Genomic DNA, 13,786 nt, shown 5'->3' with positions numbered 1-13,786 from the left:
TGAGCGTTGCGGAGCGATTCGGCGCTCAACAGGAACAAAGCCATGGACCACCCAAGGCAGATTGCTTTCGGTATGGATACTGACGTGAGACGAGGTGCGCGATGCTGAATATTCTTGTCGTGCGCGAAATGCGTGCACTCGACGGTGCAGTGGATGTTCTGGCGCGCGGCGAGTGCCGCGTCGCGCTGGACCCGATCACTGCTGGCAAGCTGGCGCGCCATCTGGATCGCGAGTTGAAAGACGACAGCGCCACTCTCGTGCACGTCGAAAGTGGCGCAGGACGTCATGCTCACTTCGAAGATGACGCCTATTCCGCACAGCCTGGTGTGGCGGTGGTTGCCGAGGATGACATCGCTGCCGCACGCGCTGCAGCCGACCTCGTGTTGTGCGTGCGCGCGCCGTCAGAGGCACAGATCGCCGAGTTTCGTGAGGGTGCGGTCATCGTGGCGCTGATGACGCCGTATCAGAACCCACAGCTGATCACTACGTTAGCGACTCAGGGATTGACCAGCCTGTGCATGGAGTTCGTGCCGCGCATCTCACGTGCACAGAGTATGGATGCACTCTCCTCCCAGGCTGCCGTCGCCGGTTATCACGCCGCGTTGCTGGCCGCCAACGAGTCCTCCGTGTTTTTCCCGATGTTGACCACCGCTGCCGGTACCGTGCGTCCGGCGCGTGTCATCGTCGTCGGCGCGGGGGTGGCCGGATTGCAGGCCATCGCGACAGCCAAGCGCCTCGGTGCACAGGTGTGGGCGTATGACATCCGTGCCGCCGCACGTGAGCAGGTCGAGTCACTCGGTGCGCGCATGATTGATACCGGCGTTGATGCCTCTGGTGAAGGTGGCTATGCCCGCGAGCTGACCGATGATGAGCGTGCTCAGCAGGCAGAAGCCTTGGCGCGTCACATGAGCGATGCGCACGTGGTGATCTCCACCGCTGCCATTCCAGGTCGTCCCTCACCGCGTATCATCAGCCGCGAGATGGTCGAAGGCATGCAGCCTGGTGCCGTATTGGTCGATCTGGCCGCGGAAGGTGGCGGTAACTGTGAGATGACTCGCCCCGGCGAGCGCGTTGAGCATGGCGGCGTGACAGTACTGGGCCCGCTGGACATGGCCTCCAGCCTGTCCGTCAACGCCAGTGAAATGTATGCCAAGAACCTTTTCAATCTGCTGACTCCCTTCATGAAAGATGGCGAGCTTGTGCTTGATTTCGAAGATGCAGTGCTTGGCCCGATGCGTCTGACCGAAGGTGGTCGTATCACTCACGATGACGTGCGCGCTCGCGCGGAGGACGCCTCATGATCGAAGGACTTTCTGCCGTCTATATCCTGATGCTGGCGGCCTTCGTCGGCTACGAGGTCATCTCGCGCGTGCCTGTCATCCTGCACACGCCACTGATGTCCGGTTCCAACTTCATTCACGGCATCGTGCTGGTCGGGGCAATGATCGCACTGGGTCAGGCCGAGACCGGCATGCAGCAGTTCATCGGCTTCATCGCCGTACTGCTGGGGGCAGGCAATGCGGTAGGTGGCTACGTCGTCACCGAACGTATGCTGGAAATGTTCAAGGCCAGTGACCGCAACAAGGGCACTGGCGCTGCCAATGGCATCAACGACAAGGAGGCTCGCTGATGAACTGGCTGGTCGAAACAGGATATTTCGCGGCGGCGGTGGTCTTCATCCTTGGCCTCAAGCGCATGTCGCACCCCACCACGGCGCGCAGTGGTATTCATTGGGCGGGTATCGCGATGGTCGTGGCCACGCTACTGACCTTCCTGCATCCGCAGATTGACGGGCGTTATGGCCTGATGCTGCTGGCGATCGTCATCGGCGGTGGTATCGCCTGGTACTCCGGCAAGAAGGTCGCGATGACCGACATGCCGCAGATGATCGCCATCTACAACGGTATGGGTGGCGGCGCGGCGGCGGCCATCGCTGCGGTCGAGCTGATGCGCATGAGCGACAATCCGGCGCTGATTGAAGAGCATGGTTCGCTGGCATTGTGGCTGGGCGTACTGGGCGCGATGATCGGTGCCATCGCTTTCTCGGGCTCCATCGTGGCCTGGGCCAAGCTGGATGGGCGTATCAAGAAGGCGATGCACTTCCCGAGCCAGCAGCTGATCAACATGATCGTGTTGGCTCTGACGGTCTATCTGGGCGTGGTAATTGCCGCTGTTGAGCCGTCCAGCTCACTGGTGCTGGTGTTCTTCGGGTTGGCACTATTGTTCGGTGTACTGTTGGCATTGCCCATCGGTGGCGCGGACATGCCGGTGATCATCTCGCTATTCAATGCGCTGACGGGCCTTGCGGTCGCGATGGAAGGCTTCGTGCTCGGCAATGCCGCGATGATCATCGCCGGTACTGTGGTTGGTGCCGCTGGTACCCTGTTGACGCAGCTGATGGCGAAGGCGATGAATCGCCCGATCCGCAATGTGCTGTTCAAGCAGTTCGGTGGTGCGAGCAGTGGCGAGCAGAGCGAGATCGAAGGCAGCATGAAGGCGTCTGATCCGATGGATGCTGCCGTTCAGCTGGCCTTTGCCGAGCGCGTCATTATCGTGCCGGGCTATGGTCTGGCAGTGGCGCAGGCACAGCACAAGGTGTGGGAAATGGTCGAGCTGCTGGGTGAGCGTGGCGTGGAAGTGCGCTTCGCGATTCATCCGGTCGCCGGTCGCATGCCGGGTCACATGAACGTGTTGCTGGCCGAAGCCGGCGTGCCGTACGACATGATCGCCGATCTGGACGAGATCAATAATGATTTCGAGACCACTGACGTGACGCTGGTCATCGGGGCCAACGACGTGGTCAATCCGGTCGCCAAGAGTGACCCTGCAAGCCCGCTGTACGGCATGCCGATCCTGAATGTCGATCAGTCACGTAACGTGCTGGTGATCAAACGTGGACAGGGTGCTGGCTTCTCGGGCGTCGAGAACCACCTGTTCTATCTCGATCACACGCACATGGTCTATGGTGATGGCCAGAAAGTGGTCGGAGACATGATTACGGCGCTCAAGACGCTATAACGTATCGCTTTCTGCGCACGGTATGGCTCGCATATACCGTGATAGCGCCGGCAATCCTTGAGTTTCATTGACTCTGGGGTTGCCGGCGTTGTCGTTTCCGGGTCTTGTGCGCACTGGTGATGCTGATGTTCTCACGCCAACTGTGGGTACAATGGTGGCCAGTCACTTATCTGACCCGCCTCATTCATTTTTACGGTTACACAGGGAGTCTTCATGTCTGCTTCTTCATCTACTCCTCGTCGAGCCATCCGCGATCGTGAGATTCGTGAAGTGCCACCTCAGGCCGCCGGCCTTGGCGTGTGCGTGCTAGGCGGCGGTAGCTTCGGTACTGCCATTGCCTCGATTGCTGCCGATAATGGTGCTGCCGTGACCCAGTGGATGCGTGACGCCACTCAGGCGCACGAGGTCAATACCGAGCACCGAAACTCAGGCTATCTGCCAGATTTCGCGATCAACCCTGGCGTGAGGGCCACGACGGACATGGCCGATGCGTTGGCTGAGGCTGAACTGGTGTGTGTGGCCATCCCCTCCAAGGCCTTCCGTGCGGTCGTACGTCAAGCGCGAGAACACCTGCGTGAGGGGCAGATCCTGATTGCGACCACCAAGGGCATCGAAAGCGAAGGCTTCACGTTGATGAGTGAGGTGCTGGAGGAAGAAACCGGCTTTACGCACATTGGTGTGCTGTCTGGCCCCAATCTGGCTGCCGAGATCGCTCAGCGCCAACTGACCGCGACGGTGGTTGCCTCGGACGATGCCTACACGCGCGCGCGCGTGCAGACCGCTTTCGGCTGCGACTATTTCCGTGTATACGCCAGTAATGACCGCTACGGCGTTGAGCTGGGCGGCGCACTCAAGAATATCTATGCCATTGCCGCCGGCATGGCTGCAGCGCTGGGCATGGGTGAGAACACGCGCGCGATGCTGATGACGCGTGCGCTGGCCGAGATGAGTCGCTTTGCGGTCGCCAAGGGTGCCAATCCGATGACCTTTCTCGGTCTGGCCGGCGTGGGCGACCTGATCGTCACTTGTTCGTCACCGCTGTCACGTAATTATCGGGTTGGCTTTGCGCTAGGTGAGGGGCGCACGCTGGAGCAGGCAGTCGAGGTATTGGGGCAGGTCGCCGAGGGTGTCAATACGGTGCGTCTGGTGCAGGAAGAGTCCAAGCGCCTCGGTATCTATATGCCACTGGTCAGTGGTATGGCGCAGGTGCTGTTCGAGGGCATTGATCCGCATCACATGGCGCGCGCACTGATGGGAAGCGAGCAATCCAGTGATGTAGAGTTCGTGCTGTCTCGCGAATCAGTGCAGCAGGCGCGCCATTTGGAACCTGATGCATCCTGAACACTCTGACTTGATAGACCTGAAGAGATCGGCCCGAGCAGGTCCGTGACACAAGAATTCATGGTATGAGTCGGTATCCGTGTATCGATATCGAGAGTCACCATCCAGTAGCACTCCATCTGCTGGGTGAGGTGATATTCATCGACTCGGCACTGATTTGATATAGGCAGCATGCAGATAGTGTCGGGTATTTACTGTTAAGGGGAAGGTTATGAGTGTACTTATCATGCGTCATGGCGAGGCTCGAACCGGCTCGCCAGATGCCAGTCGTGAATTGAGTGAATATGGGCGTGAAGAAGCGCGGCGTATGGGGCAATGGCTTGCCCGTCAACTGCCTGCCGAGCGGCGCGCACGATTGACGCTGGTGGTTAGCCCATTTACTCGTGCCCAGCAGACGGCGCAAGAAATTGCCTCGGCGCTTCAGCTGGCTGGTGAGCAGCTGACGACGCTTGAGATCGTGACGCCGGATGATCCGCTTACGCCGGTGCTCGACTGGCTGCAGACTCATGTACCGCCCAGGTCTGAAATGCGCGAGCCTCGTGATTGGTTGATCATCAGTCATAATCCACTGGTCTCCAGCCTTGCCAGCGCGTTAGTGGATGGGGCTGGCAGCACACAGCTTGCATTTGCCACCGCCAGTCTGGCGTGGCTGGATGCAGATATCTGGGCAGCAGGGCTTGCTGACCTCCACCAGTTCGTGAGCCCCGCCGAACTGAGCTGACCAGAGCGCTGGCAGACAATTCCTCGCGTATATCAACACGAAAGCCCCCGTCAGCTTGATGCTGGCGGGGGCTTTCGTGATTGGCCTGCTCTATCGGCAGGCGCTCAGCCGGTTTATCCGAGCAATGCGTTTATCAGAGCAGCCCGCTCAGCTTCAAGATGAAGATGCCTGCCGTGACCGTGACGGCAGCCATCAGCGTACTGATGGCGATGATATTGGCCGCGAGGCGATCATTGCCGCCCATCGCGCGCACCATCACGAAACTGGCCGCTGCGGTTGGCGAGGCGAAGTAGAAGAACAATACACCAAGCTCGGTACCCCGAAAGCCCATCAATACTGCCGCACCGGTGGCGATCAGTGGAACGCTGATCATCTTCATCAGGCTCGCCTGGAGAGATAGTGTGCGCCCCTCGCGTAACGAACGCATCGACAATGTACCGCCGATACAGATCAAGGCCAGTGGTAGTGTCATGCGCGCAAAATAGTCACCGGACGTCTCCAGCCACACCGGCAGCTGCCAGCCAAAGCCGGCGAAGGGCAGTGCGGCCAATACTGACAGAATCAATGGGTTGGTAATGATGCCGTGTGCGATGGCCCTCCAGCTGGTACGACCGTCTTCCAGGTAGCTGGATAGCACCACCACTGACAGGATGTTGTAGGACAAGATGACCACGCCCATCAGAATGCCGCCCATCGACAGACCCAGATCGCCATAGAGATTGGCAGCCAGTGCCAGCCCGACGATGCCGCAGTTGCCTCGAAATGCCCCTTGAACGATTACGCCTCGTTCGGCCCGTGGTATACGCCAGATCGCCCAACCCCATAGCAGCAGGAAGGTTATCAGCGTCGCGCAGGCAAAGAACACCAGCATGCCAGGACGCAAGGCATGATCAAGATCAGCGCGCACGATGGAGAGAAAGACCAGCGCAGGCATGGTGCCCTTGAATACCAACGTGGAGGCGGTGCCGATGAAGGTGTCATCGATCCAGCCAATACGCTTGAGTACCAGCCCCAGGAATACCATCGCGAACACCGGTACGGTGACGTTGAGGGTCGCAATGAACAACGCCAGCATCTCGTTCATGTCATACCCTCGTTTACGCCAGCCAGAAGCCAGTGAGAAGTGCTGCCGCGAGTAGCATCCAGAACAGACGATTGCGCAGACGAGTATCGCGCGGCGGCTTGGCTACTGGCGTGCTGGGTGTCGCGGCCTCATCGGCATGAGTGCTGTCATGTAACGGCTGGCTATGGTCGCTGGGACTGTCGTTGGGGCTGACACTGTCACTGACATTATGCGGCTCGTGCATCGAGGGCTCCTGTATGGCGGGAGGGTAGGTAGCCGTGCCTCTCCATCTATCGGCTCACAGCATGCACATTTCACTGACCAGTGTCGGGCATATGGTAATGACGTACAGGAAAGACATCGGCTTGAAATTCATGCCAGCATATCAGGATTTTGCAGTGCAGCGGACCGTAACTCCGGTGAGTGGCTTGGCGTGCGTAGGCTGTCCGCTTACCCTGTGCGCAGCCGGACAAGGTAAGCGAGCGTTCGGTAGATGATTGGCTATATCAAAAACAAGGAGCGGGTATCTTGCAGGACCCACACGCGACACGCGTCTTACCTCTATCCAGTCCGCCACTGTTGACCTGCCGAGATCTTGGGCGCCAATTTGGCGAACACTCGGCAGTGTCGGGGCTTTCGTTTCAGGCCACGCGCGGCGAAGTGATTGGTTTGCTTGGCCCGAATGGTGCTGGCAAGACCACTAGTCTGCGTATGCTGGCGGGCACGCTCGCGGCTAGTCAAGGTGAGCTGGCACTGGATGGTGAAGCCTTTGATGCCCGCGCGAGTCAGCGTCAACTCAATCGGCTCAAGCAACGTATCGGCTATCTGCCTGAAGGCGCGCCGCTGTGGCCACAATTGACTGTGCGCGAGACGCTGGACTGTGTGGCAGGTCTGCATGGGTTATCACGCAAAATACGTAATTCTCGTCTTTCTGAGTTGATGGAGCGCCTGGATATAGCGCCCTTTGCCAATCATTTATGTTCCGTGTTATCCAAAGGCTATCGGCGCCGTCTGGCGCTAGCAATGGCGCTGATCCATGATCCCGATATATTGCTGCTGGATGAGCCGACCGATGGACTGGATCCTCTGCAGAAGGACAGCGTGCGTGCTTTTATTCGTGAGCTGGGTCGTGAGCGCTTGATCATTGTCTCCACTCACCTTCTGGAAGAGGTGCCGCGTATCTGTGATCGCGTGCTGGTGATGGCCAGTGGTCGACTGGGATTTGATGACACCCCCGCGGCACTGGCGGCTATGTCACTTGATGAAGGAATACTGGGGGGCAGTCGAAGCGGTTATGGCGCGGGCTTCGGCGCCACTTCCAGTTTGCCGGTATGGCGCCTCACATTGGGTCGCGCGCTGAATGACCGTGAGCTTGCCAGTGCGTCGCGCCTGTCTGGTGTTGCCGCGATTACTCCCCTGACACAGATGTCTGCATCGTCAGCCGGCGCTTTGGCGAACGCCCAGGCTGATGTTCAGGATTGCACTCTGCGGCTGACGGGCCGCGCCGGCCAGGACCCACGGCCGGCTCTCGCACGTTGGTGTGGCCAGATGGGCATCATGTTTGAGGAATGTGTACGTGAGCGCGGTGATATCGAGACAGCTTTCCGCCTGTTGGTAATGCGCATGGCGAGTGAACAAGGGCAAAGGCAGGGGCAGAATCATGGGCAGCTGCGTGAGAGGACTGGTCATCAGGTTCGTGATCACGGGCAGGGGGACTCGCCATGAGCGCCATACTTGGCTTGGTCCGTCGTGATTTGCATCAGGCCCTGACTCAGGGGGCCAGCTGGGCGCTGTTGGTAGTACTGGCGGTACTGGCCCCGCTGGGAGCGTTTGAACTGGGTGATCTACTGGCGCGCGACCGTGCTGACCTGGGTTCGCTGTGGCAGGTACTGCCGTGGCTGCTAGTACTGTGGACTCCGCTATTGGCACTGCGTGGCTGGCCAGAAGAGCGTGCCAACGGTTTGCTGGAATGGCTTTCTGGGCTAGGGCTTGGGCCATGGCGGTTAGCCATTGCGCGCCTGATCAGTGCCAGTGTGCTTGGCTGGCTAGGCCTGCTGATGACAGTGCCACTACTGGCGCTGATTGGGTGGCTTGGGACACCGGATATCGGCTTGCTGGTCAGTGGCTATCTTGGTATGGCGTTACTGGTGCTGGCACTGGCCAGTCTCGGGCAAGCGTTGGCAGTGCGAGCACCGTCGGCGCTGTCGGCTTGGCTGGGCGCGCTGGTGCTGGGATTGGTACTCATGCTGCCCGGCACGCCAGCAGTGACTCGCCAGCTGGCACAGCACCTGGCTCCGCACTGGGTGCAGCTGCTGGATTTGATCAGTTTGCCGGCTCACCTGACGCCCTTTAGTGAAGGTCGCCCTGCGCTGATCGATGCTGGCTACTTTGTACTGCTGGCTGTTGCCGGCCTGATATTGCAGGCGCGTGGTCTCAAGCAGGAACGCCACGCTAGCGGTCGCGCGCCACAGTGGCTGGCGACGCTTGCCGTGGCGTTCGGCATGATAGCGATTCTGCTGGCATGCCAACGACTTCCGACCATGTTCACGCCGAATGGGCAGAACCCTCTGAGGGCCGCTCATGATCTGACCGAGACTCGCCAGCACAGCTTGAGTCCTGCCAGCCGTCTGTTGCTGTCACGGCTCGATGCGCCTGTCACATTGACCTTTGCCTATAGCGAGCGCTTTGCCGCCGACTTGCCACAGCTACGTGAACTGGCAGCACGCATCGAGACACGCCTGGCCGCTTTCGGACGCCAGCCACAGGTGCGTCTGCGTCGTCTTGACCCTGAGCCGGACAGTGACGGCTTTGCAGACCTTGAAGCGCAAGGGTTGACGGCGTTGTCACTGCCGGGCGGTGAGCGGATGCTGTTCGGCCTGATGGTGGATGGCCCTTATGCTGAGCGTCGTGCCATTGCGCTGCTCAAGGCGGCCGATATCAATGGGCTCGAAGCCCATGTTGCACGCTTGATTCAGGAAGTCTCGCGAACACAGCCACCACGTTTGGGGGTGCTCTCCAGCCTGCCAGTGATGGGGCAGCCCAGTCTTGAGCAAGGGCGGGCGCTGGGTAGCTGGGGGCTGATGGATCATCTCAATGCCCGCCTGCGTATCGACTGGTTATCTGGCGGCGATGACCCCGCGCGGCCTATCAAACATCAGGATGCACTGTTGGTGATCGCACCACGCTTGCTGCCGGGTGCCACGCTTGAGGCGATCAGCGACTATCTGGATCGCGGCGGACGCGTACTGATGCTGCTTGACCCGCTTCCTGAGATGCTCGATCAACCAGCGCCTGCTTCACAAGCGCTCAAAACGCTGTTGGCACGTGCAGGTGTGCGCTCGGAGGCTGGTCAGATCGTGGCGGATTCGCAGCTGGCACTGCCGATTGGTTTGATGGATGGCACTCGAGCATTGAGCCCAACTCTCCTGAATGTGGGGGCGGGGCAGCTTTCCGATGCCGCGCTCAACCTGAATGTCGATCAGCTGGTGATGTCGAGTGCTGGCTGGCTATCGCCGCTCGCACCTACTGCAAAGGCCACCCGAGAGGCTCAGCCGTCAGCTCCCTTGCAGTGGCTGATTCGTGGCACTGACAGTACGCGCTTGCTGCCAGCTGAGCGTGTGTATACCAGCCGCATGGACCCACGCCCGCTGTCTGGATTGACAGGAGAGAGGGTTGGTGAGGGTGGTCTCGCAGTTCTCGCACGCTGGCCAGATGCCACGCTACCAGCGCACAAGGCCACGGCTCAGGAGTTGGACAAGGCCGCCACGGGCGGGCAGTTGCTGATAGTCAGTGATGTGGACATGGCCAGTGACCGCCTATGGCGACGCGAGGCAGCCGATGGCAGTGAACGCGCATTGAATGCCAATGCTCGCTGGCTGGAAAATGCGATTGACCTGCTCGCCGGTAGTCCAGAGCTGGTAGCGCTACGCGCACGGGCCCATCAGGTACGTGAGCTGACGCGCTTGCACACCTTGGCAGACCGTCAGTCCGCGGTTGAAACACAATTGCGTAACGATTGGCAGGCGCGGTTGAGCGCTCGTGGGGCGGAACCTGCTGAGGGCAAGGCTGCCGTTGCAGAAAAGCGCGATGCACTCGATGAGATGCAGAGAGCCTTTGATGCCGAGCTCTCACGACAGCAACGTCAAGCGACCGCCGAACGCGATATTTTCTATCGTGAATTACGCCTGTGGACACTGCTGGCGCTGCCGCTGGTATTGAGTGTGCTAGGAGGATTGATCTGCTGGCGCCGCAAGCGTCTTGGTCGTCGTCAGCCCAGTCGTCCGCTGGGTCATCAGCAGCCCAGTCGTCCGCTGGGTCATCAGCAGCCAGGCCTGCGCTCTGGAAGGCGTTTGTCCGGCCATCATCAGCCCAGTGCTCAACATTCCATTCCCGGTCGCGGAGGTGATGCATGAGCGGCTTCAATCGATGGGGCTGGTCGTTGGCAGCAGTGGCATCACTGCTGGCGGCTGGCGTACTGACGCTTGGGCCACGGGCGTTGGGCATGGATGAATGGCAGGCGTTACTGGTCCGCGAAGATGAGGGGCTGTCTGAAAGTACTGTCGATACGTCGCCCAATAGCGCATTAGGTACGCTGCCGTTGATTTCACGCATTACGCGCCAGGCCCGCGAAATCCGGATTGAGCATGCTGATAGTCACACGCAAAGCCAAGGGCAGGATCAACACCTGCGTCAGCCAGCCTGGTTGAGCCTGTCACATGATGCGCAGGGGCATTGGAAGATCACCTCTTTGGCTGATTGGCCAGCACGTCAAGACAAGGTGACGGCACTGCTTGGTGCGCTAGCCGAAGCGCAGCTGCGTGAACGTAAGCCGAGCACTGACAAGACATTGGCGGCACTCGGCCTCAATGACAGTGCACCGATATTGACGGTGGCCAGCGCCAGCGGTGAGATACGTTTGCAGCTAGGCGATAAACCCAGTGCTGCTCCCGTCGCCCATAGTGCTGGTGCAGCAAAAGCACTGCCAGGTCGTTATGTTCGCTGGCTATCGTCAGAGGATGCACCAGTACTGGAGCTATCACGAGACATCGGGCTGCCAGATTGGCGTGGCGGCATGGCAACCTCACAGGTAATAGATCTAGCGACATTGCGTCCATTGGCCGTGAGTCGAATGGAAATTTCGATGGCGGCTCAGGCTGCTATTGGCATGGCAGCGATGACACGTGGGCTTGCCCCGGATAGCGCTGTGGCCGATCACTTGGTGGCAGCGCTATCACCGCTGAAACAGAATGATCTGCGTCTACGGTCTGACGGCGACGATTGGCAAGCTGCTGTAACACTCAGGCTGCACTGGCCGCAATTGCAGGACCACGATCAGCAACAACTGACCCTTGCCATTGAGGCGGGTAGCAAGCCTTGGGCACGCCTGACACTGGTCGGTTCTGGCTGGCCGGTTCCGCTCGCCAAGCGGCTTAGGGCTGTCGAAATACAGGTCAATGGCGCACTGCGCGAACAGTTGATCGCGCTAGTCGCAGTGGTAGAGCCACCAGCGCCACTATCTGAGGTTGCCATTGCAGCTGCTCTTGGCGTTGTCACTGCTATCCCTTCTGCATCTACCAGCTCTTCTGTTGCCGACGCCATAATGATGAATGATGAGTCGGGAGCGCTAAAAGGAGCAGTGAAAAGAGAGGAGTGAGGCGCAGAGAGCGGCGAAGGGAGCATAGCGTGCAAGCTGCAGCGCTGGCATGCTGCTGGAAAGAATTTAAACAACTGTTTGTTTCGGGGTGCAAGGTCTGGCACGGACACCCCCGTTGTGAGGAGAGCCAGCGATGACCACATTACCTGCTTCCGACCCCGTGACGGTTGATCGGCTCGCTCAACTTCCGGGTGCTGAGCGTCCGACCTTGGCCTTTGCGCATGCCAATGGCTTTACGGGCGCCTGCTATACCAGTCTGCTGGCCCCGCTGGCGGCTCAGTTTGATCTGCTGCCGGTAGACCGACTGGCGCATGATCCGGCTTACCCGGTTGGGCGCAACCTGACAGCGCTGCGTGATGAGTGGCTGGCATGTCTCGACACTGCACTGGGGCCGGTGACTGCCAGCAGTCATCGCAAGGTGATCGGCGTCGGCCACTCGCTGGGCGGTGTGCTTAACTACATGGCTGCGCTCAAGCAGCCGGAGCGTTTTCACTGCGTCATCCTGCTCGATCCGCCATTGATGCTGGGCCGTGATGCGATGGGCCTCAAGATCGCCAAACGCTTCGGTTTCATTGATCGTGTCACACCAGCAGGCCGAACCCGTGGGCGCCGTGCCCGCTGGGATTCACGTCAGGCGATGCACGACTATCTACGTCGCCGCTCGCTATTTTCACGCTTCACCTCCGAGGCGCTGGATGACTACATTGATCACGCCACACATCGCCACGACGACGGTAGCCTGTCGTTGAGCTTCGATACTCGCCATGAGGTTGATATCTTCCGCCATCTGAGTGACCACCTGACAGGCTCGCCAGCACGCTTGGCAGTCCCGGCATTGATTCTGGCCGGCGAGCACTCTGATCTGTTAACCGCGCCACGGCAGACGCGTCTGCGCCGTGCAGGACTTGAGGTACTCACCGTACCAGGCGGGCACATGTATCCCTTCGAAAATCCTGAAGAGACGCGCGTGGCCTTGCTCGCCGCGATTGAGCAGCTGATGCCGCAGGTGCTGGCATGAGTCCCTTGGCGTTGAATCTCGCCCGGCGTAGCGGCGGCACTATTGCAGCGCTGGAGTGGACTCCACCCACGCTCGCACCTGCGAGGGGAGAGGTAGCAAGTCTCGCTCGTCCGCCGACCTGGTTGGCGCTACATGGCTGGCTGGATAATGCAGCCAGCTTCAGCCGTCTGGCACCATTGCTGTGCGCGCGGCTGGGTATTCGCATCGTCGCGATCGACATGGTGGGGCATGGCCATTCCAGTCCGCAGGGACCAGAGGGGGACTACGCCGTCTGGGATTACTGCCACGATGTGGTTGAGGCTCTGGATGCATTGCGTCTGGCGGGTATGGGAGAGGGGCCGGTGACGGTGCTGGCCCATTCACTCGGCGCCGCAGTGGCAGGGCAAGTAGCGGCAGCGCTACCCGAGTACGTGAATCGGCTGGTGTTGATTGATGGCATCGGCGCACTGTCAGTGCCAGCGTCTGATGTCGTGTCTCAGCTACGCCGTGGCCTGTTGGCACGTAATGCCAGGCCAGTCAGTCGCACCACGCGCCGTGCTCACTACCAGAGCATTGATGATGCCGTGGCGGCACGTGTCGCAGGAGGGGTGACGCCGATTGATGCCGACACGGCACGACCTGTTGTCGAGCGCAATCTGGAAGCACTTGAGGACGGCGGTTGGCGGCTCAGAAGTGACCGCCGCCTGCTACGTCCCTCGTTGATGCGCTATACCCCGGAGCAGGTGCTGGCGCTGCTGGCCTCTCTACAACAACCGGTACTCTTGGTGGAAGGTGAGCAGGGAATTCTCAGAGAGTTGGCTGAGGCACAACAGGCGCGTGCTGCCGTCAATGGGCTTGAGCGTCGTGTGTTGCCGGGTGGCCATCATCTTCATCTGGAGCCAGCGCGTGTGGCAGCAGTTGCAGACAACATTATCGAGTGGGTTTCGCTCAGTTAAGGCACCATGGCGTCCTGCTGGATTCATTCTTTTTTTA

The 13,786-nt window shown here is 59.9% G+C and carries 12 protein-coding genes; 10 read left to right on the top strand and 2 right to left on the bottom strand.

The genetic code is table 11. The features are described 5' to 3' along the window. The first annotated feature begins 101 nt into the window (after positions 1 to 101). From CFN46_RS01310 to sixA, 5 genes are all read left to right on the top strand, one after another. Positions 102 to 1,301 carry an NAD(P) transhydrogenase subunit alpha gene (locus CFN46_RS01310; protein WP_211242361.1) on the top strand — a complete coding sequence of 400 codons (1,200 nt, stop codon included), beginning with the start codon at positions 102 to 104 and terminating at the stop codon, positions 1,299 to 1,301. Beyond that, positions 1,298 to 1,630 (top strand): NAD(P) transhydrogenase subunit alpha, encoded by a 333-nt coding sequence (locus tag CFN46_RS01305; protein WP_024950552.1) that lies wholly within the window; start codon positions 1,298 to 1,300, stop codon positions 1,628 to 1,630. The genes CFN46_RS01310 and CFN46_RS01305 overlap by 4 nt, the downstream gene beginning before the upstream one ends. Continuing rightward, positions 1,630 to 3,018, top strand: coding sequence for an NAD(P)(+) transhydrogenase (Re/Si-specific) subunit beta (locus CFN46_RS01300; RefSeq protein ID WP_088742502.1), 1,389 nt, complete (start codon positions 1,630 to 1,632; stop codon positions 3,016 to 3,018). Before CFN46_RS01305 ends, CFN46_RS01300 begins: the two co-directional genes overlap by 1 nt. 213 nt (positions 3,019 to 3,231) lie before the next feature. Beyond that, entirely contained in the window at positions 3,232 to 4,359 is a 1,128-nt protein-coding gene (locus CFN46_RS01295; protein ID WP_024950554.1) for an NAD(P)H-dependent glycerol-3-phosphate dehydrogenase, read from the top strand. Between the two features lie 211 nt (positions 4,360 to 4,570). Then, positions 4,571 to 5,080: a phosphohistidine phosphatase SixA gene (sixA, locus tag CFN46_RS01290; protein ID WP_088742501.1), complete on the top strand. Its 510-nt coding sequence runs from the start codon at positions 4,571 to 4,573 to the stop codon at positions 5,078 to 5,080. A 133-nt stretch (positions 5,081 to 5,213) separates the two neighbouring features. Here sixA and CFN46_RS01285 read toward each other — a convergent pair whose 3' ends face one another. After that, entirely contained in the window at positions 5,214 to 6,164 is a 951-nt protein-coding gene (locus tag CFN46_RS01285) for an AEC family transporter (protein ID WP_088742500.1), read from the bottom strand. 13 nt (positions 6,165 to 6,177) lie between these two features. Next, positions 6,178 to 6,387: a hypothetical protein gene (locus CFN46_RS01280; RefSeq protein WP_088742499.1), complete on the bottom strand. Its 210-nt coding sequence runs from the start codon at positions 6,385 to 6,387 to the stop codon at positions 6,178 to 6,180. A gap of 284 nt (positions 6,388 to 6,671) precedes the next feature. Here CFN46_RS01280 and CFN46_RS01275 point away from each other — a divergent pair, with 284 nt between their 5' ends. From CFN46_RS01275 to CFN46_RS01255, 5 genes are all read left to right on the top strand, one after another. Further along, positions 6,672 to 7,868: an ABC transporter ATP-binding protein gene (locus CFN46_RS01275; RefSeq protein ID WP_176426391.1), complete on the top strand. Its 1,197-nt coding sequence runs from the start codon at positions 6,672 to 6,674 to the stop codon at positions 7,866 to 7,868. Further along, positions 7,865 to 10,555: a GldG family protein gene (locus CFN46_RS01270; protein ID WP_088742497.1), complete on the top strand. Its 2,691-nt coding sequence runs from the start codon at positions 7,865 to 7,867 to the stop codon at positions 10,553 to 10,555. Before CFN46_RS01275 ends, CFN46_RS01270 begins: the two co-directional genes overlap by 4 nt. Continuing rightward, the gene (locus CFN46_RS01265; protein WP_088742496.1) at positions 10,552 to 11,796 is read left to right on the top strand and encodes a DUF4340 domain-containing protein; all 1,245 of its coding nucleotides are present in this window, start codon (positions 10,552 to 10,554) and stop codon (positions 11,794 to 11,796) included. The genes CFN46_RS01270 and CFN46_RS01265 overlap by 4 nt, the downstream gene beginning before the upstream one ends. Positions 11,797 to 11,929: 133 nt before the next feature. Continuing rightward, positions 11,930 to 12,814: an alpha/beta fold hydrolase gene (locus CFN46_RS01260; protein ID WP_088742495.1), complete on the top strand. Its 885-nt coding sequence runs from the start codon at positions 11,930 to 11,932 to the stop codon at positions 12,812 to 12,814. Further along, a complete protein-coding gene (locus tag CFN46_RS01255) occupies positions 12,811 to 13,749 on the top strand; it encodes an alpha/beta fold hydrolase (protein ID WP_088742494.1) in 939 nt (312 codons plus the stop codon). Before CFN46_RS01260 ends, CFN46_RS01255 begins: the two co-directional genes overlap by 4 nt. Positions 13,750 to 13,786 lie beyond the last annotated feature (37 nt).

It is taken from the genome of Cobetia sp. QF-1 (assembly GCF_002213105.1).
Lineage (GTDB): Bacteria > Pseudomonadota > Gammaproteobacteria > Pseudomonadales > Halomonadaceae > Cobetia > Cobetia crustatorum.
This window is presented reverse-complemented; position numbering and strand designations above follow the sequence as displayed.

Excerpts from the sequence above, each read along its gene's own strand:
- CFN46_RS01310 (WP_211242361.1), top strand. The coding sequence starts at position 102 with ATGCTGAATATTCTTGTCGTGCGCGAAATGCGTGCACTCGACGGTGCA.
- CFN46_RS01305 (WP_024950552.1), top strand. The coding sequence starts at position 1,298 with ATGATCGAAGGACTTTCTGCCGTCTATATCCTGATGCTGGCGGCCTTC.
- CFN46_RS01300 (WP_088742502.1), top strand. The coding sequence starts at position 1,630 with ATGAACTGGCTGGTCGAAACAGGATATTTCGCGGCGGCGGTGGTCTTC.
- CFN46_RS01295 (WP_024950554.1), top strand. The coding sequence starts at position 3,232 with ATGTCTGCTTCTTCATCTACTCCTCGTCGAGCCATCCGCGATCGTGAG.
- sixA (WP_088742501.1), top strand. The coding sequence starts at position 4,571 with ATGAGTGTACTTATCATGCGTCATGGCGAGGCTCGAACCGGCTCGCCA.
- CFN46_RS01285 (WP_088742500.1), bottom strand. The coding sequence starts at position 6,164 with ATGAACGAGATGCTGGCGTTGTTCATTGCGACCCTCAACGTCACCGTA.
- CFN46_RS01280 (WP_088742499.1), bottom strand. The coding sequence starts at position 6,387 with ATGCACGAGCCGCATAATGTCAGTGACAGTGTCAGCCCCAACGACAGT.
- CFN46_RS01270 (WP_088742497.1), top strand. The coding sequence starts at position 7,865 with ATGAGCGCCATACTTGGCTTGGTCCGTCGTGATTTGCATCAGGCCCTG.
- CFN46_RS01265 (WP_088742496.1), top strand. The coding sequence starts at position 10,552 with ATGAGCGGCTTCAATCGATGGGGCTGGTCGTTGGCAGCAGTGGCATCA.
- CFN46_RS01260 (WP_088742495.1), top strand. The coding sequence starts at position 11,930 with ATGACCACATTACCTGCTTCCGACCCCGTGACGGTTGATCGGCTCGCT.
- CFN46_RS01255 (WP_088742494.1), top strand. The coding sequence starts at position 12,811 with ATGAGTCCCTTGGCGTTGAATCTCGCCCGGCGTAGCGGCGGCACTATT.